Genomic DNA, 16,759 nt, shown 5'->3' on the forward strand with positions numbered 1-16,759 from the left:
CCAGGCGGCGTCGGGGCCGCCGGTGCCCGTCCGCGCCGCCACGGGCAGCTCGTCGAGCCGGCGCAGCAGCCCGGACGCGGCGAACGGGGGGTTCAGCAGGTCGTCGCGGACGCCGAGGTCGGCGACGAGCACCGTCGGCACGCCCGCGGCCAGCGACTCCAGCGCGGCCGTGGAGCTCACGGTGACGAGCGTCGTGCCGGGCCGCAGCCGGTCCCGCAGCGGCCCGGTCGCGAAGCGCAGCCGGTCGGCGGGGTGGCCGAGCCGCGCGTGCTCCTGCGCCCACAGCCGCGGGTAGGGGTGCGGCTCGAGGTGCGTCTGGCGCTCGCCCCGCGTCGCGCGCAGCTTGACGACGACGTCCAGCCCGGTCGCCGCCGCGTCGGCGAGCCCGGCGAGCAGCCGGACGCGCTCCCCGCGCGCCGCGGGGACGGACGGCTGGGCGGCGAACAGCACGGTCGGCGCCCCGGACGAGGGCGTCGCGCCGGGGTCCGGCGGGGCGAACGGCAGGCGCGTGAGCACGAGGCGCGGCTCGAGCCCCTGGGCGGCGAACGCCGCGCGGTAGGCCTCACGCTCGGCGCGCGAGTGCACGACGAAGGCGTCGCACCACGCCCGCCGGCGCACCCCCACCGCGGTCGCCGGCAGCGCGAGGCCCGGCAGCCCGGTGACGAGGGCGGGGCGGCGGCCGGGCAGGTCGTGCACGAGGCGCCCGACGACCTGGCCGACCGGCCCGGTCGCGGCGACCAGGACGACGTCGAACGGCTCGGAGCGCAGCAGGCGCCGCAGCCGCCACACGGGGAGCACCGCCGGCTCGGGCCCGGGAGCGCCCGCCGTCGCCGCCGCGACCTGGGCCGGTGTGGGCAGCACGGGGCTGCGGACCACGACGGTGCGCGTCCGGACGGGCTCCGCCGTCCGAGCGCCGCCGGGCTCGAGCGCGGCGAGCGTCGCGACGGCCCACTTGAGGTACGCGTCGGAGTCCGCGACGGCCAGGACCCGCACCGTCACGCCTGCGCGGGTCGAGGGGCGAGCGCGGCGGGCGGGCGCAGCGCGAGCACGCTCGACAGGTGCTCGCGCACCGCCGGCGCGGCACGGCCGGTCCACCAGTCGTCCGGGACGGGCGTGGCCTCGACGCGCACGCCCGTGCTCGCGTGCAGCGCGCCGAGCAGGACGTACGCGGTGGAGGGCAGGCAGACGACGCGCTGCGGCGCGCGCAGCCCCCGCAGGACCATCTCGACGGGCAGGCCCGCCGGCTGGACGCGGACGCCCTCGAGCGCCGCCACGCGCCGGAGGACCTCGGGGTCGCTGCGGCGGTGCGGCAGGTAGAGCACGGGCGCACCCGCGGCGACCTGCCGGACCCACTCGACGTAGGGCTCGGGGCGGACCCAGCCGTCGGCCACGAGCGCGGAGCCGACGACCACGGTGAGCTCGGCCGGCCCCGGCACGGCGGGCTGCCCGGCGAGCCACTCGAACCGGTGCACGACGACGTCGACCCCGAGCCGGCGCAGGCGCCCGATGACCCGGACGTCGAGCGGCATCGCGGTGAACAGCCGCAGCCGGCCCTGCCGCGCGAGACGGCGCAGCCGGGCCGTCGTCAGCCGGCCGAGCACCTGCCGGGCGGCGGAGGCCCGTCCGGACGAGCGGGTGGGCCGCACCAGCGGCCGGTTCGCGACGAGCAGCTTCGCGAGCGTCACCGTCGCGAGCCCGTCGTCGAGCAGCACCACGTCGCCGGCGGGCGGCGTGCGCAGCAGCTGCGCCTGCCACCGCCCCGAGAACGCGTCGCCGACGAGCCACGGCGCCGCTCCCGGCACGGTGCCGTGCCCGTCCACGAGCGCGACACCGGCCGGCAGCGCGCCGGCGCGCAGCTCCTGCGCGGCCCGGTCGAGCGACGGCACACCGGGCCGCACGAGGATGGTGGTCCGCGGGCCGGCCAGACCGGCCGCGTGCGCCTCGAGCGCGCCGAGGAGCTGCAGCGGTGACTCGACCACCGCGAGCGCTCCGGGGCCCGGGCCGGCGGCGCTCACGACGCACCCCGGGCGAGCGCGGCGACGCGCGCGGCGTGGCCGCTCCCCCGCCACCGGGTCACCGCTCCCCGCACCAGCGGCTGCACGACGGACAGCAGCGCGCGGCGCGCGGCGCGGCGCCACCGGCGCCGCTCGTGCGGCGGCCTGCCCCGGGCCCCCGGCAGCGCCAGCTCGGTGAGCCGCTCGCGCGGCACGTACAGGCCCCGCTCGTCGTCGGGGACGCTCGTCAGGGTCCGGACCGCACGCTCCCGCCAGGCGGCCAGGCGTCGCGGCTGCATGCCGTACGCGACCGCGTCGACGACCTCCTGCAGCCGGTCGCCCGCGAGGCCCCGCGCCCACGCGTGCACGATCGCGACCGGCACCCGGTTGCTGTTCCCCGCCTCGAGCCGCTGCAGGAGCAGCTCGGTCCCGACGGCCTCCGTGGGCAGCCCGAGCAGCGTGCGGGCGGTCGCCGTGGCGGTCGAGAAGCAGCCCACGACGAGCGCCGGCGGGTGCGCCACCAGGGCCACCTCCGCCGGCAGCGGGTCGTCGACGACCACGAGCTCGATGCCCTCGCGGTCCGCTGCCGCCCGGACCGGCGCGAGCAGCCCCGGCGGCGCGGACGGGTGGGGCTTGAGCACGACGCGGCGCGCGCCCGCCGCGGCGGCGCGCCGCACCATGCGGGCGTGCAGCTCGGCCTCCTCCGCGGCGCTGAGCAGCTCCAGCGCGGCGAGGTACTGGCCCACGAGGAGTGCCGTCGGCACCTCGTCGTCGGGCCACCAGCGCGGCCGAGCCTCCTGCGCCATCTCGTCGAGGAGCCCGAGGAACGGCTCGGCGGGCACGGCGCGGGCCTCGAACCCGAGCTCGCGCGTCGTGACCGGCTGCAGGCCGGGCACGAGGTCCAGGTGGACGAGCGCCCGGAGCCGCTGCCGCGCGTGCAGGGCCGGCTCGCGCCGCCACGGCCCGTACGCCATCAGCCCGTCCGAGTGCACCGTCAGCGGCGCGCTGCGCAGGACGCGCGCCAGCCACGCCGCGGGGTTCACCGTCGGCGACTCGACGACGAGCTCGACCGGCCCCTCCCCCAGGCCCCAGACCGTGCGCAGGAGCCGCTCGAGCACCGGCAGGTCGGTGTCCCGCGGCGACCAGACGTGCGGGTGCAGGCCGCCGAGCAGGTCCGCCAGGTGCACCACGCGGTCGAAGCGCGCCAGCACCGGACCGCAGCCCGGGATCTCGTCGAGGGCCGGCGCGAGCTCCGGGACGGGGGCCGCGTTGCTCACCAGGAGCACCCGCTCCTGCGGGCGCCCGAGCAGCCCGGCGTCGACCGCCGCGGCGGCGCCGGCGGCCGCGAACAGCGTCGAGGCGAGCACCAGCTGCGTCATGCCGCGACCTCCCCCTCCCGGGCCGCGCGGACCGCCCGCCGCACGAGCCGCCGGCGCTCGTCGTCGGCCCGCTCCAGCTCGGCCGCCACCACGTCCTGCGGCAGGCTGCGCACGAGCCGGCCGACCCCGACGCGCAGCGCCCGGCGGTCGGACGGCGTCATGCGCCCGGCCCGGCGCAGGTGGTGGCTGCCCACCGCGACCACGGTCCGGGCGACCTTCGGCCACCACCGGTCCGCCTCGCGGTCCGCCGCGACGAGGCCGACGACGCGCTCGAACGCCGGCACGACGTGCAGCTGCCGGGAGTCGACGACCTGGGTGAGGGACGTCGCGGAGCCGCGCCGGTACCGCACGCCGGGCGAGTCGACGACCGCGTAGGCGTGCGCGTGCAGGTGCAGGCGCCACACCCACGGCCGGTCCTCCGCGGTGTGCAGCCCGTCCGGGAACGTGAGCAGGCCGTCGGTCGCGAGCGCGCGGTCGTACATCCCGGCCCACGCGTAGGGGTAGTCGACCATGGTCGAGTGCTCGGAGGGCAGGATCGAGCCGCGCGGGTCGAGCACGACGTCCCGGCGAGCCTCCGGGGCGCGACGCAGCACGCGCTCGCGGCCCTCCACCGTCGTGTGGTCCGTCCGGACGAACGAGCAGCGCAGCGCGTCCAGCGCGCCGGCGAGGTGCGCCAGATGGCCCGGGGCGAGCCAGTCGTCGGCGTCGAGGTACGTGACGTACCGCCCCGTGGCGTGCGCCAGCCCGGAGTTCCGGGCGCTGGCCAGCCCCAGGGCCCGGTCGTGGCGCACCACCGTCAGGCCGGGCAGCCGCGGGGCGAACGCCGCGGCCACCTCCCCGGTGCCGTCGCTCGAGCCGTCGTCGACGAGCACCACCTGCAGCTCGCCCGGGGCGAGGCCCTGGCGGGTCAGGCTCACGAGCGCGTCGGCGACGACGTCGGCGGCGTCCTTCGCGGGGACGACGACCGAGACGCGCGGCGCCGCCGGTGCCGGCACCGTCAGCTCGCGACCCGGCGCAGCCGGGACATCGGGGCGAGCTCGCCCGGGAAGACGCGCTTGACGCCGTCGCCCATCGCGTCCTGGAGGATGCGGATGTCCCGCACCAGGTGCTCGAAGCCGGTCGGCTCCAGCGAGGCCGCGTGGTCGGACCCCCACATCGTGCGGTCGAGCGTGATGTGCCGCTCCACCGCGACCGCGCCGAGCGCGACCGCCGCGAGGGAGATCTGCAGGCCGCGCTCGTGGCCCGAGTAGCCCACCGGCACGCCGTAGCGCTCGCGCAGCGTGTGGATCGCCCGCAGGTTCGCCTCCTCGGCGGGCAGCGGGTACGTCGACGTGGCGTGCAGCAGCACGAGCCGGTCGGTGCCCAGGATCTCGACGGCCGCGTCGACCTGCTCGAGCGTCGACATGCCCGTCGACAGAATGACCGGCTTGCCCGTCGCCGCGAGCGCGCGCAGCAGGTCCACGTCCGTGACCGACGCCGAGGCCACCTTGTGCACCGGCACGTCGAGGTCCTCGAGGAACTCGACGGACGGGACGTCCCACGGCGAGGCGAACCACTGCAGGCCGCGGTCCGCGGCGTGGGCGGCGATCTTCTGGTACTCGGCGGTGCCGAGCTCGACGCGGTGCTTGTACTCGAGGTACGTCATCTCGCCCCACGGCGTCTGCCGGATCTTGTCCCGCTGGTCCGGCGGCGTGCTGATCTCGGGCGTGCGCTTCTGGAACTTCACCGCCTGCGCCCCGGCGGCGGCCGCGACGTCGATGAGGCGCTCGGCGAGCTCGACGTCGCCGTTGTGGTTGATGCCGATCTCGCCGATCACGTAGACCGGCTGCCCGTCACCGACGAGGTGCTCGCCGATGGCGACCGGGGTCTGCGGAGGCGTCATGGGGGTGCTCCCTGTGCTCGGGTGGGTCGTCACGGCGTGCTCGTCGTGACGGGGGCGGCGCTCGTCGGAGCGCCCTCGGACGACCGGCCGCGCGAGGCGATCAGGTCGCAGACCTCCCGGACGGCGCCGTGCCCGCCGCGCCGGGTCAGGACGAGCCGCGCGGCGGCCCGCACGTCCGGGTGGGCGTCGGCCACGGCGACCGGCCAGCCGACCCGCGCCATCGCCGCGAGGTCGTTGACGTCGTTGCCGACGAACGCGACGTGCGCCGGGTCGAGGCCGCGGGCGGCGATCCACTGCGTCAGCGCGGACGCCTTGTCGTCGACGCCGTGGCGCACCTCGACGCCGAGCTTGGCGGCGCGGGCGGGCACGACGGCGTTGCGCTCCGTCGACAGGACGAGCACAGGCACGCCGCTCTCCCGCAGGCGCGCGACGCCCCAGCCGTCGCCGCGGTGCACCCGGACGGTCTCCCGGCCGTCCTCGTCGACCCACGCGTGGTCGTCGGTGTGGACCCCGTCGAAGTCGGTGACGAGCGCGTCGACGTCCGGCAGGAGGCCCTGCTGCTCCCGCCGGCCGGCGAGCAGCCGCGCGAGCTCGAGGTCCTGGGGGTCGTCGATCTCGAGCGAGCCGTCCGCGTCCACGACCTGCAGGGCCAGCCGGCCGAAGAACCGGCGCCCCGTCTCGCGCAGGCCCGCGGTGCGCATGACGTAGAAGGCGCCGGTCTCGCGGAAGTGGGGCGCCCGCTCCTGGCGGCGTGGCCGGTGCAGCGCCGAGTGGCCCACGGGTGCCGCCTCGCCGCCGTCGAGCGTCCACTGGAAGTCGTGCGTCGGTGCGACGGCGAACGCGACGTCGGCCTCGCCGGACGCGACGCGCCCGATGGCCGCGGCGAGGTCGTCCGGGTCGACGAAGGGCGAGGTGCACTGCAGCAGCACCGTGACGGCCGGCCGGACGCCGTCCGCGGCGAGCGCGTCCAGGGCGTGAAGGACGGCCGACTCGGACGACACGGTGGCGCCCGAGAGCTCGTCGGGACGGCGGACGACCGCGGCCCCCGCGGCGCGCGCCTCGGCCGCGATGCCGTCGTGGTCCGTCGAGACGACGACGTGGGCGGCGCCCGCGGCGAGCGCGGTGGCGACCGCCCGCGCGACGAGCGAGCGACCGCCGACCCGCTGGAGGTTCTTGAGCGGCACGCCCTGCGAACCGCCGCGGGCCGGGATGACGACGAGCGCGCCCTGCCCCCTGCCGGCCGCGCCCGCCGTCCGTCCGCTCGTCATGGCGCGAACGTAACGACGCCGTTCGACGCGGCGTCGACGCGGGCGCCGCGGCCCGGCGAACGTCAGGTGACGCCGGTGAACGGGGGGCGGCGCGCGGGCGCGACGGCCGAGCCGCGTGAACGGCCGGCGAACGACGCCCGTCCGCGGCGCGCCGCCGGGCGGCCGGCGGTCGCGTCAGCCGCGGCGCAGCACGGGGTTGCGCAGGACGCCGATGTCCTCGACCTCGACCTCCACGACGTCACGGTCCGTGAGCGGGCCGACCCCGGCCGGCGTGCCCGTGAGGATGACGTCGCCGGGCAGCAGCGTGAAGACCTCGGAGACGTACGAGACTAGGAACGCCGCGTCGAACACCATCTGCGACGTGCGCCCGTCCTGCCGGGTCTCGCCGTTTACGCGGGCCGTGACCTGCAGGTCCTCGGTGTCGAGGGCGGGGACGATCCACGGGCCGATCGGGCACGAGCCGTCGAACCCCTTGGCGCGCGTCCACTGGTCGTCGCTGCGCTGGATGTCGCGGGCCGTGACGTCGTTGGCCGCGGTGAAGCCGAACACGTGGTCCAGCGCCCGCTCCGGGCTGACGTCCTTGGTGACCTTGCCGATGACGATCGCGAGCTCCGCCTCGTGCTCGACGCGCTGCGACCAGTCGGGCAGGACGATCGGGTCGTCCGGACCGATGACGGAGGTGTTCGGCTTGAGGAACAGCAGCGGCGCGCTCGGGACCTCGTTGCCGAGCTCGGCTGCGTGGTCGGCGTAGTTGCGGCCGACGCCGACGATCTTCGAGCGCGGGATCACCGGCGCGAGCAGGCGCACGGCGTCGTCGTCGAGCCGGACGCGCTCGCCGGTCGGCTGGACCGGCATGTAGATCGGGTCGCCGGTGATGACGACGAGCTCTTCCTGTCCCGGCTCCCCCTCGACGAGGGCGAAGCGGGGGTCCTGACCGGTGGTGAACCTGGCGATGCGCACGGGCCCACCCTAGATCGCGCCCGCGGGTCAGACGCGGACGAGCACCTCGCCGTGCAGCACCGCGAACCAGCCGTCCGCGTGCCGGCCCCACTCGCGCCAGCCGTCCGCGAGCAGCTCGAGACCGACCTCGTCCGCGAGGCCGTGGCCGATCGCCTGGGCGGCGAAGTTCGACGCTACGCACCGGTCGGCCCACAGCTCCGACCACCACTGCCGGTCGACCGGGCTGGAGTAGCACCAGACGCCGGCGCCGGGCGCGATCGCCTCGGGCTCGAACCCGGCCTCGAGCACCCACGAGACGAGTCGCCGGCCGGCGTCGGCCTGCGTCCCGTTCGCCTCCGCGACCTCGTGGTAGAGCGCGACCCACTCGTCCAGGCCCGGCGAGGAGGGGAACCAGGTCATCCCGGAGTAGTCCGCGTCGCGCACCGCGACGTAGCCGCCGGGCCGCGCGACGCGCCGCATCTCGCGCAGCGCCGCGACGGGGTCCGTGAGGTGCTGGAGCACCTGGTGGGCGTGCACGACGTCGAAGGACGCGTCCTCGAAGGGCAGCTCGTAGGCGTCGGCCACCTCGAACCGGACGTTGGTGCGGCCGGCCTCCGCGGCCGCCTTGCGCGCGACGTCGACCACCGCCGCGGAGGCGTCCACGCCCACGACGTCGCCCTCGCTCGCGCGGGCGGCGAAGTCGATCGTCACGGAGCCGGGGCCGCAGCCCACGTCGAGCAGCCGGGTGGACGGCTCCAGCACCGGCAGGACGTACGCCGCCGAGTTCTCGGCGGTGCGCCACCGGTGCGAGCGGAGGACGGACTCGTGGTGCCCGTGGATGTAGACGTCGGGCTCGCGGACGGGGCTCACACGGCACTGTAACCACCCGGTAGCCCCGATTCTCTACGGGCGGGACGGTTCGTCTCGGTGTGCGAGACTGACGGGCGAAGAAGGGGGCCGCCGAGCGTCCTAGAGTGCCCGCATGCCCCGGATCGTCGGCATCGACGTCGCCCGCGGCCTGGCCGTGCTCGGCATGATGACCGCGCACGTCGGGCCCGACGACCACGGCCCCGTGCCGCCGGGCGGCTGGTCGCAGCTCGCCGACGGCCGCCCGTCCGCGCTGTTCGTCGTCCTGGCGGGCATCTCGCTCGCGCTGCTGTCGGGCGGGGACCGCCCTGTCGACGGGCCGGACCTGCGGCGTGCGCGCGTGCGGGTCCTCGCCCGGGCGGGCGTGGTGCTCGTCCTGGGCCTCGGGCTGCAGGCGCTCGGCACCCCGGTCGTCGTCATCCTGCCGACGTACGCGGTGCTATTCACGCTCGGCTGCCTCGTCCTGCGGCTGCACCCCGTCGTCCTGGCCGCCGCGGCGCTGGCCGTCGCCGTGCTCGGGCCGGTCCTGCGGCTCGCGCTCGTCGACGCCCTCGGCCAGGACCGCGTGGGGGCCGACGCGTTCGCGACCCTCTGGGTCGGCGAGTTCTACCCGGTCGTCGTCTGGCTCGCGTACCTGCTGGCCGGGCTGGCGCTCGGACGCCTCGACCTGGCGTCGGGGCGCGTGCAGGCGTGGGCCGCCGCCGCGGGCGCGGCGCTCGTCGCCGTGGGGCACCTCGGGTCGCACGCCGCGCTCGCGGCGGGCTGGACGACACGCGTCGCGACCGCCGAGCCGCACTCGTCGACCACGTTCGAGGTCGTCGGCAACACGGGCGTGGCCCTGCTCGTCGTCGCGGCGTGCCTGGCCGTCGCCACCCGTGCGCCGCGGCTCGTCGCGCCGGTCGCCGCCGTCGGGGCGCTCGCCCTCACCGCGTACACCGTGCACGTCGTCGCCATCGCGGTGCTCGGCGAGCAGGTCGTCTGGCAGCCGCGCGTCTCGACCTGGGCGGCCTTCCTGCTCGTCACGACCGGCGGCTGCTGGCTCTGGCACGCGACGCTGGGCCGCGGACCGCTCGAGCGCGTGCTGCACGGGATCTCGACCGGGCTGGCCGACGTGCTCGTACCGCCGGCGCCGGTGGACCCGGACCGCGAGCGCGAGCTCAGCTGAGGCCGCGCGCGAAAAGGGAGAGAGTGATCAGCGCGCTGATCACCGCCAGCGCGGGGACGGTCCCCTGGGTGGCGGCCGCCCGCGCCATGCGGTGATCGGTGAGGACGAGCACGAGCGCCGCCGCGAGCATCGACCCGCACGCGAGCAGCACGAGCGCGAGCCCGGTCGTCAGGTCCCCCGCCCACATCACGACGACGCCGGCCAGCGCCCCGAGCGCCAGGAACAGGTTGTAGAAGCCCTGGTTGTACGCCCAGGGACGCACCGCCTCCACGTCGTCCGGGTGGGTGCGGAACCGTGCCTGCACGTCCGGCCGGTGCGGGAACCACACCGCCTCCATGACGAAGATCAGCACGTGGAGCGCCGCGGCGAGCGCGGCGAGGACCGAGGTGACGACGACCACGGGCACAGTGTGGCCGCTCGGCCGCGCACGCGCGAGGGCGCCTCGCACGCCGACCTACCCTGGACGCGTGCGCACCGCCGTCCTCCTCCCGCCCGCCGCGTGGCGCGCGCGGGCGGACGCGCACGCGCGGCGGGCGGACGTGCTCACGGCGGAGCACCGCGCACGCCGCTCTCGCCACGAGAGGCACGCGGTCGAGGACTTCCTCTTCGAGTACTACCCCGCCTCCCCCGGGCAGCTGCGCCGCTGGCACCCCGGGGCGGAGGTCGCGCTCGCGCCCGGCGACGAGCCCGCCCCGCAGGCGTCGTGGCGCTGGTACCGCACGGACGACGACGGGGCCGTCACCCTCGACCTCGACGCGTTCGCCACCGAGCGGGGCGAGGCGGTGCGGTTCGTCGTCGGGCTGCTGACCGCCACCGCCTCCCGCCCTGCGGCGACCGGCTGCTTCGGGCTGCACGAGTGGGCGATGGTCTACCGCGAGCCGGCGGGCGCGCACCGGCACACGCTGCCGCTGCGCCTCGGCGAGGAGGGGACGGACGCCGTCGTCGAGCGGCACCGCATCCGCTGCTCGCACATCGACGCGTTCCGGTTCTTCACCCCGGACGCCCTCCCGCTCAACACGCTGCAGCCGACCCGCGAACGGCAGGTCGCGATGGAGCAGCCCGGCTGCCTGCACGCCGCGATGGACGTCTACAAGTGGGCGCTCAAGCTCGGCCCGCTCGTCCCGGGCGAGCTGCTGCTCGACTGCTTCGAGCTCGCCCGCGAGATCCGGACGACCGACATGCAGGCCTCCCCGTACGACGTCTCGAGGTTCGGCCTGGAGCCCGTCGCGATCGAGACCCCCGAGGGCAAGGCGGAGTACGTGTGCCGTCAGCGCGACTACGCCGACCGCTCGAACGCGCTGCGCGGGCGGCTGGTCGAGGCCGCGTCGGCGGTCGTCGACGGCTGACGCGACCCGGCGACCCCGACCCCGACCGCCGGCCGCTCAGCCCGCGAGCGCCGCGCGCACCAGCGCGGAGAGCTTCTTGCCGTCCGCCGAGGTGCCCGCGCGCGCGGTGGCCTCCTTCATGACGGCGCCCATGTCGCGCATGCTCGTGGCGCCGGTCGCCGCGACGACATCCCGGACGAGCGCCTCGAGCTCCTCGTCGGACAGGCGCGCGGGCAGGTAGGTCTCGATGAGGTCGGCCTCGGCGGTCTCGGCCTGCGCGCGCTCGGGCGCACCCGCGTCGGTGTAGATGTCCGCGCTCTCGCGGCGCTTCTTCACCTCGCGGGCCAGCACCTTGAGCACGTCGTCCTCGGTGAGCTCGCGCTGCACGGGCCCGGCCTTCTCCTCGGCCCGCACGGCGCCGATCGCCTGGCGCAGCACCCCCGTGCGGTGGGCGTCGCGCGCCTTCATCGCGGCGGTGAGGTCGGACGTGAGCCGGTCGAGGGTCTGTGCCATGTCCCCATCCTGCCGCGCACCCGCTGCCCTGGTCGTGGCGAATCGCGCTCGGTACCGTGCGTGCGGTGCCAGCCGAACGAGTGGTCCGGGACGCGACGCCCGCCGACGCCGCCGCCTGCGCGGCGATCTACGCGCCGTACGTCGAGGGCACCGCGGTGTCCTTCGAGCAGCGCGCCCCCACGCCCGACGAGATGGCCGGCCGGATCGCGGTCGCCCAGGAGCGCCACGCGTGGCTCGTCTGCGAGGACGACGGACGCGTCGTCGGCTACGCCTACAGCGGCACCTTCCGGACCCGGGCGGCCTACCGCTGGACCGCCGAGGTGAGCGTGTACCTCGAGACCGGCCTGCGCCGCTCCGGCGCCGGCCGCGCGCTGTACGAGGCGCTGCTGGCGCGGCTCGCTCAGCGGGGCTTCCGCACGGCCGTCGCCGGCATGACCGAGCCCAACGAGGCGAGCACGGCGCTGCACCTGGCGCTCGGCTTCGAGCGCGTCGGGACGCTGCGGGACGTCGGGTTCAAGGACGCCGGTGGCACGCCACGACGTGGTTCCAGCGGCCGCTCGGCCCGCACGACGACGCGCCGGCCGAGACGGTCTGACGCCCACTCAGCGGCGGTAGCGCCGCACGAACGCCGCCAGCACGCGGGGCGGCGCCCACACGTCCGCGGCCTCCACCCGCGTCAGCACCTCCTCGAGCTCCGCCGGCGGGAAGTAGCCGTAGGTGGCGTACGTGCGCACCCGGCCCTGGATGCCGGGCACATCCAGCTCGGGGTGGAACTGCGTCGCGTAGAGGTTCCGGCGCACGCGGAACATCTGCACGGGGCACGTCGGCGAGGACGCGAGCAGCACCGCCGTCGGCGGCAGCACCCGGCAGGCCTCCTTGTGCCCGACGAACGCGTCGAACGCGTCCGGCACGTCCGCGAGCAGCGGGTCGGCGCGGCCCTCGTCGGTCAGCGTCACGCGCACCGCCCCGACCGGCTCGGCGTACGTCGAGTCGATCGTGGCGCCCTGGTGCACCCCCAGGGTCCCCACGCCGTAGCAGGCGCCGAGGAACGGCAGGTCGCGGGCGACGACGTCGTCCAGCAGCGCGGACATCTCGGCCTCGACGCGCTGCTGCACCGGGGACTTGTGCGCGGCGCTGGCGTCGAACGGGCTGCCGCCGACGATGATCCCCGAGATCGCGTCGAGGTCGATGTGCGGCATGGGTCCCGCCTCGAGGCGCACCCGGACCAGCTCGTCCGGGGCGAGACCCCCGTGCTGGAGGAAGGCCGCGTACTCCCCGTCCGCGGCGTCGTCCTCCGCGCGCGAGGCCAGCAGCACGAACGGCTTCATGGCTGCAGCGTGGCAGCGGGCGTCCCGCCGCGCGACCTCGGTCGGGCGCGCCGTCAGGAGGCGACCGGCGCCGCGTCGTCCGCGTCGTGCGGGTGGGGCGCGACCCGGCTCGCGTCGTCGGCCCCCAGCAGCCAGCGGATCGTCCGGGTCACCACGACGCCACCCGCGTGGTCGAGCCGGCGACGCACGGTGGGGCGCGGCCCGACGCCGAGCTCGGCCGCCGCCCAGGCGGGCAGCGACGACGCGGCGGCCGACGCGAGCAGGGCGTAGCCCGGCCGCAGCGACCACGGGACCGGCGGCTCGGTGAGCAGGAACCGAGCGGTGTCGCGCGCCTGCTCCCCCGCGCCGAGCGCGGGGCGGAAGGCCGCGAGCGCCTCCGCCAGCGCGGCCACCGTCTCCGGCGGGTCGGGCACGCCCAGGCGCCGGGCGACCGTGGCCGCCTGCGCGACGTACGCGTCCTGCCCGGCGGCGTCGAGCGGGCGGGCGCCGAGGCGCTGGTGCGCGTGCAGGAAGCTGTCGACCTCCGCGACGTGCACCCACGTCAGCAGCTCGGGGTCGTCCGCGCGGTAGGGACGGCCGTCGGGCGCCCGGCCGCGGACGCGCGCGTGCACCGCCCGCACCCGGTCGACCGCGGCCTGCGCGTCGTCGGCCGTCGCGAACGTCGTCTCGGCGAGGAACGTGCTCGTGCGGGCCAGCCGCCCCCAGGGGTCCCCGCGGTAGCCGGAGTGCCCGGCGACGCCCGCCATCGCCAGGGGGTGCAGCGACTGCAGCAGCAGCGCCCGCAGGCCGCCGACGAACATCGAGGCGTCGCCGTGGACGCGCCGGATCGCGGCGTCGGGCTCGAACCAGCGCGGGCCAGGCGTCCCATGGATGCGCGCCCGCGACTCGACGCCGTCGGGGCCGGCGACGCGCAGGAACAGCGACGTCCCGACCCGGTCACGCCAAGTGCTCACGCCCTCATGGTGCGGGACGGACCGCGCTCACGCCCCCGGGAGGGCGGACGCGCCGGATCCGACCGCGCCGGCGCGCACGTCGTCGACGCCCCGGTTGGCCAGCGCGTCGGCGCGCTCGTTGCCCGGGTCACCCGCGTGCCCCTTGACCCAGACCCAGTGGATGGTGTGCCGCGCCACCTCGGCGTCGAGCTCCTGCCAGAGCTCCTTGTTCTTCACCGGCTTCTTGTCACCGGTCAGCCAGCCGTTCCGCTTCCAGCCGTGCACCCACTTCGTCACGCCGTTCATCACGTACGTGGAGTCGACGTGCAGCGTGACGTCGCACGGCTTGGTGAGCGCCCGCAGGCCCTCGATGACGGCGGTGAGCTCCATCCGGTTGTTCGTCGTCGCGGCCTCGCCGCCCCACAGCTCCCGCTCGTGCCCGCCGGAGCGCATCCACGCGCCCCAGCCGCCGACCCCGGGGTTGCCCTTGCAGGCGCCGTCGGTCCACATCTCCACGCGGGGCAGCTCGTCCACGCGCCCACCCTACGGCCGCTCGTCGGCACCCTCGGGCGCGGCCCCCGCGAGCGCCGTGGGACCATCGACGCACCATGCGCACAGGTGACCTCGCGGACCGTCTGCCGGCCGACCCGACCGACGACGCGCTGCTCGAGGCGTTCACCGGCTGGGCGGCGGACCAGGGCCTGACGCTGTACCCGCACCAGGAGGAGTCGCTGCTCGAGCTCGTCACGGGCTCGCACGTGATCCTCTCGACGCCCACGGGCTCCGGGAAGTCCCTCGTCGCCGTCGCGGCCCACTTCGTCGCGCTCGCCCGCGGCCGGCGCTCGTTCTACACCGCGCCGCTCAAGGCCCTGGTGAGCGAGAAGTTCTTCGCGCTCGTCGAGGCGTTCGGCGCCGCGAACGTCGGGATGATGACGGGCGACTCGTCCGTCAACGCGGACGCGCCGATCATCTGCTGCACGTCCGAGATCCTCGCGAACCTCGCCCTGCGGGACGGGCCTGACGCCGACGTCGGCCAGGTCGTCATGGACGAGTTCCACTTCTACGCCGACCCGCAGCGCGGCTGGGCCTGGCAGGTGCCGCTGCTCGAGCTGCCGCGCGCGCAGTTCGTCCTCATGTCGGCGACGCTCGGCGACGTGGCGTTCTTCGCCGAGGACCTCACGCGGCGCACCGGCGAGCCCGTCGCGGTGATCACCAACGCCGAGCGCCCGGTCCCGCTCACGTTCTCCTACGTCGTCGAGCCGCTGCACGAGCTGCTCGACGAGCTCGTCACGACGCACCGCGCGCCGGTGTACGTCGTCCACTTCACGCAGAAGGAGGCCGTCGAGCGGGCGCAGTCGCTGCTGTCGACGACGCTCGCGAGCCGGGAGCAGCGCGACGCGATCGCGGCCGAGCTCGGCGGCTTCCGCTTCGGCCCCGGGTTCGGGCGCACGCTGTCGCGCCTGCTGCGCCACGGCGTCGGCGTGCACCACGCCGGGATGCTGCCCAAGTACCGCCGGTTGGTGGAGCGGCTGACCCAGAAGGGCCTGCTGCCCGTGGTCTGCGGCACCGACACCCTCGGCGTGGGCATCAACGTGCCCATCCGGACGGTCGTGCTCACGAGCCTGGTGAAGTACGACGGCGTGCGCATGCGGCACCTGTCGGCGCGCGAGTTCCACCAGATCGCCGGGCGTGCCGGGCGGGCGGGATTCGACGTCGTCGGCGAGGTGATCGTGCTGGCGCCGGAGCACGTCATCGAGAACCGCCGCGCGCTCGAGAAGGCGGGCGACGACCCGCGCAAGCAGCGCAAGATCGTCCGCAAGCAGGCGCCCGCCGGCCACGTGAACTGGACGGACAAGACGTTCGAGCGGCTCCGCGACGCGCCGCCCGAGCCACTGACGTCGAGCTTCGCGGTCAGCCACGCGATGGTGCTGCACGTGCTCGCCCGGCCGGGCGACCCGGTGGCGGCGATGACGCGCCTGCTCGCCGACAACCACGAGCCCGCGGGCGCGCGCGGCCGGCACGTGCGCCGGGCGGTCGCGGTCTACCGCTCGCTGCGGGCCGCGGGCGTCGTCGAGCGCGAGTGGGTCGACGACCCCTCCGCGCCGACGGGACGCCGGCGGACCGTGCGCCTCGCCCGCGAGCTGCCCGCGAACTTCGCGCTCAACCAGGCGCTGTCGCCGTTCGCGTACGCGGCGCTCGACCTGCTCGACCCCGGGGACCCGGGCTACGCCCACGACGTCGTCTCGGTCATCGAGGCGACGCTCGACGACCCCCGCCAGGTGCTGGCCGCGCAGGAGAACAAGGCGCGCGGCGAGGCGGTCGCCGCGATGAAGGCCGACGGGCTCGACTACGACGAGCGGATGGCGCTGCTCGAGGACGTCACCTACCCGCGCCCGCTCGCCGAGCTGCTGGAGACCGCATTCGCCACCTACCGGCGCACGAACCCGTGGGTCGCGGACCTCGCGCTGTCGCCGAAGTCGGTGGTGCGCGACCTGCACGAGCGGGCGATGACGTTCGCGGAGTACGTCGCGTTCTACCAGCTCGATCGCACCGAGGGCGTGCTGCTGCGCTACCTCGCGGACGCGTACCGGGCGCTGCGCCAGACCGTCCCCGAGGACGCCCGCACCGAGGAGCTGTGGGAGCTCGTGGAATGGCTCGGCGACCTCGTCCGCCGCACCGACTCGAGCCTCCTGGACGAGTGGGAGCGCCTGTCCAACCCCCTGGACGAGCACGGCGCCGACGCGCCGGGGGGCACGGACGACGACACCCCGGAGCCCCTCTCGGCGAACCCGCGCGTGCTGCGCGCGCTCGTCCGCGGCGCCCTGTTCCGCCGCGTCGAGCTGGCGGCGCGCGAGGCCTACGGCGCGCTCGCCGCCCTCGGCGACACGGACGCCGACGGCCTGCCGTGGACCGCCGACCGGTGGGCCGCGGCCCTCGACCCGTTCTACGACGACCACGACGAGATCCTCACCGGGCCACCGGCGCGCGGGCCGGGGCTGTTCCTCCTCACCACGGGCGCCGCGACGTGGCAGGTCCGCCAGCTGCTGGACGACCCGGAGGGCGACCACGACTGGCGCATCGACGCGACGCTGGACGTCGCGGCCTCCGACGAGACGGGCGAGCTGCAGTTGCGCGTCACCGCCGTCGGACCACTCTGAGGCGACCGC

General features: G+C 76.3%; 16 protein-coding genes and 1 pseudogene. 4 read left to right on the top strand and 13 right to left on the bottom strand.

The features are described 5' to 3' along the window. The 8 genes from HGCM_RS20040 to HGCM_RS15770 all read right to left on the bottom strand — a co-directional run. Nucleotides 1-999 (bottom strand): DUF6716 putative glycosyltransferase (locus HGCM_RS20040; protein ID WP_019137775.1); only part of this gene is annotated, 999 nt, incomplete at its 3' end. Further along, nucleotides 996-2,015, bottom strand: coding sequence for a hypothetical protein (locus HGCM_RS15740; protein ID WP_026075532.1), 1,020 nt, complete (start codon nt 2,013-2,015; stop codon nt 996-998). The genes HGCM_RS20040 and HGCM_RS15740, both read right to left, overlap by 4 nt. Continuing rightward, entirely contained in the window at nt 2,012-3,373 is a 1,362-nt protein-coding gene (locus tag HGCM_RS18575; protein ID WP_019137777.1) for a polysialyltransferase family glycosyltransferase, read from the bottom strand. The genes HGCM_RS15740 and HGCM_RS18575 overlap by 4 nt, the downstream gene beginning before the upstream one ends. Further along, entirely contained in the window at nt 3,370-4,368 is a 999-nt protein-coding gene (locus tag HGCM_RS15750) for a glycosyltransferase family 2 protein (protein ID WP_019137778.1), read from the bottom strand. Before HGCM_RS15750 ends, HGCM_RS18575 begins: the two co-directional genes overlap by 4 nt. Nucleotides 4,369-4,370: 2 nt before the next feature. Next, nucleotides 4,371-5,255 carry an N-acetylneuraminate synthase family protein gene (locus HGCM_RS15755; protein ID WP_019137779.1) on the bottom strand — a complete coding sequence of 295 codons (885 nt, stop codon included), beginning with the start codon at nt 5,253-5,255 and terminating at the stop codon, nt 4,371-4,373. 29 nt (nt 5,256-5,284) lie between these two features. After that, entirely contained in the window at nt 5,285-6,523 is a 1,239-nt protein-coding gene (locus HGCM_RS15760) for an acylneuraminate cytidylyltransferase (protein ID WP_019137780.1), read from the bottom strand. A gap of 174 nt (nt 6,524-6,697) precedes the next feature. After that, a complete protein-coding gene (locus HGCM_RS15765) occupies nt 6,698-7,483 on the bottom strand; it encodes a fumarylacetoacetate hydrolase family protein (protein WP_019137781.1) in 786 nt (261 codons plus the stop codon). A gap of 27 nt (nt 7,484-7,510) precedes the next feature. Then, a complete protein-coding gene (locus HGCM_RS15770) occupies nt 7,511-8,332 on the bottom strand; it encodes a methyltransferase domain-containing protein (protein WP_019137782.1) in 822 nt (273 codons plus the stop codon). Nucleotides 8,333-8,444: 112 nt separating this feature from the next. Between HGCM_RS15770 and HGCM_RS18580 the strand changes: the two genes are divergently transcribed. Further along, nucleotides 8,445-9,494, top strand: coding sequence for a heparan-alpha-glucosaminide N-acetyltransferase domain-containing protein (locus HGCM_RS18580; protein ID WP_019137783.1), 1,050 nt, complete (start codon nt 8,445-8,447; stop codon nt 9,492-9,494). On the opposite strand, the gene HGCM_RS15780 is transcribed toward HGCM_RS18580, so the two are convergent. Beyond that, complete coding sequence (locus HGCM_RS15780; RefSeq protein ID WP_019137784.1) at nt 9,487-9,894, bottom strand: DUF1304 domain-containing protein; 408 nt, start codon at nt 9,892-9,894, stop codon at nt 9,487-9,489. The two genes, HGCM_RS18580 and HGCM_RS15780, sit on opposite strands and share 8 nt — an antisense overlap. Nucleotides 9,895-9,961: 67 nt before the next feature. On the opposite strand from HGCM_RS15780, the gene HGCM_RS15785 reads away from it, so the two are divergent. Further along, entirely contained in the window at nt 9,962-10,840 is an 879-nt protein-coding gene (locus tag HGCM_RS15785; protein WP_019137785.1) for a hypothetical protein, read from the top strand. 36 nt (nt 10,841-10,876) lie between these two features. Here the strand turns inward: HGCM_RS15785 and HGCM_RS15790 are convergent, their stop codons facing one another. After that, nucleotides 10,877-11,332, bottom strand: coding sequence for a GatB/YqeY domain-containing protein (locus tag HGCM_RS15790; protein WP_019137786.1), 456 nt, complete (start codon nt 11,330-11,332; stop codon nt 10,877-10,879). An 80-nt stretch (nt 11,333-11,412) separates the two neighbouring features. Here HGCM_RS15790 and HGCM_RS19175 point away from each other — a divergent pair. Then, a pseudogene (locus HGCM_RS19175) lies at nt 11,413-11,790 on the top strand (GNAT family N-acetyltransferase); the annotation flags it as partial. A gap of 144 nt (nt 11,791-11,934) precedes the next feature. On the opposite strand, the gene HGCM_RS15795 reads toward HGCM_RS19175, so the two are convergent. From HGCM_RS15795 to rnhA, 3 genes are read right to left on the bottom strand one after another with little or no spacing between them, the layout of a single operon-like run. Further along, nucleotides 11,935-12,660: a glutamine amidotransferase gene (locus HGCM_RS15795; RefSeq protein ID WP_019137787.1), complete on the bottom strand. Its 726-nt coding sequence runs from the start codon at nt 12,658-12,660 to the stop codon at nt 11,935-11,937. A 53-nt stretch (nt 12,661-12,713) separates the two neighbouring features. Next, nucleotides 12,714-13,613 (bottom strand): oxygenase MpaB family protein, encoded by a 900-nt coding sequence (locus tag HGCM_RS15800; protein WP_019137788.1) that lies wholly within the window; start codon nt 13,611-13,613, stop codon nt 12,714-12,716. Nucleotides 13,614-13,640: 27 nt separating this feature from the next. Further along, nucleotides 13,641-14,126, bottom strand: a complete 486-nt coding sequence (gene rnhA / locus HGCM_RS15805; RefSeq protein ID WP_019137789.1) for a ribonuclease HI — start codon at nt 14,124-14,126, stop codon at nt 13,641-13,643. Nucleotides 14,127-14,200: 74 nt separating this feature from the next. Here rnhA and HGCM_RS15810 point away from each other — a divergent pair, with 74 nt between their 5' ends. Then, a complete protein-coding gene (locus HGCM_RS15810) occupies nt 14,201-16,750 on the top strand; it encodes a DEAD/DEAH box helicase (RefSeq protein ID WP_019137790.1) in 2,550 nt (849 codons plus the stop codon). Nucleotides 16,751-16,759: the final 9 nt, after the last annotated feature.

The sequence above is a fragment of the Cellulomonas massiliensis JC225 genome, assembly GCF_000312005.1.
GTDB classification, from domain to species: Bacteria; Actinomycetota; Actinomycetes; order Actinomycetales; family Cellulomonadaceae; genus Cellulomonas; species Cellulomonas massiliensis.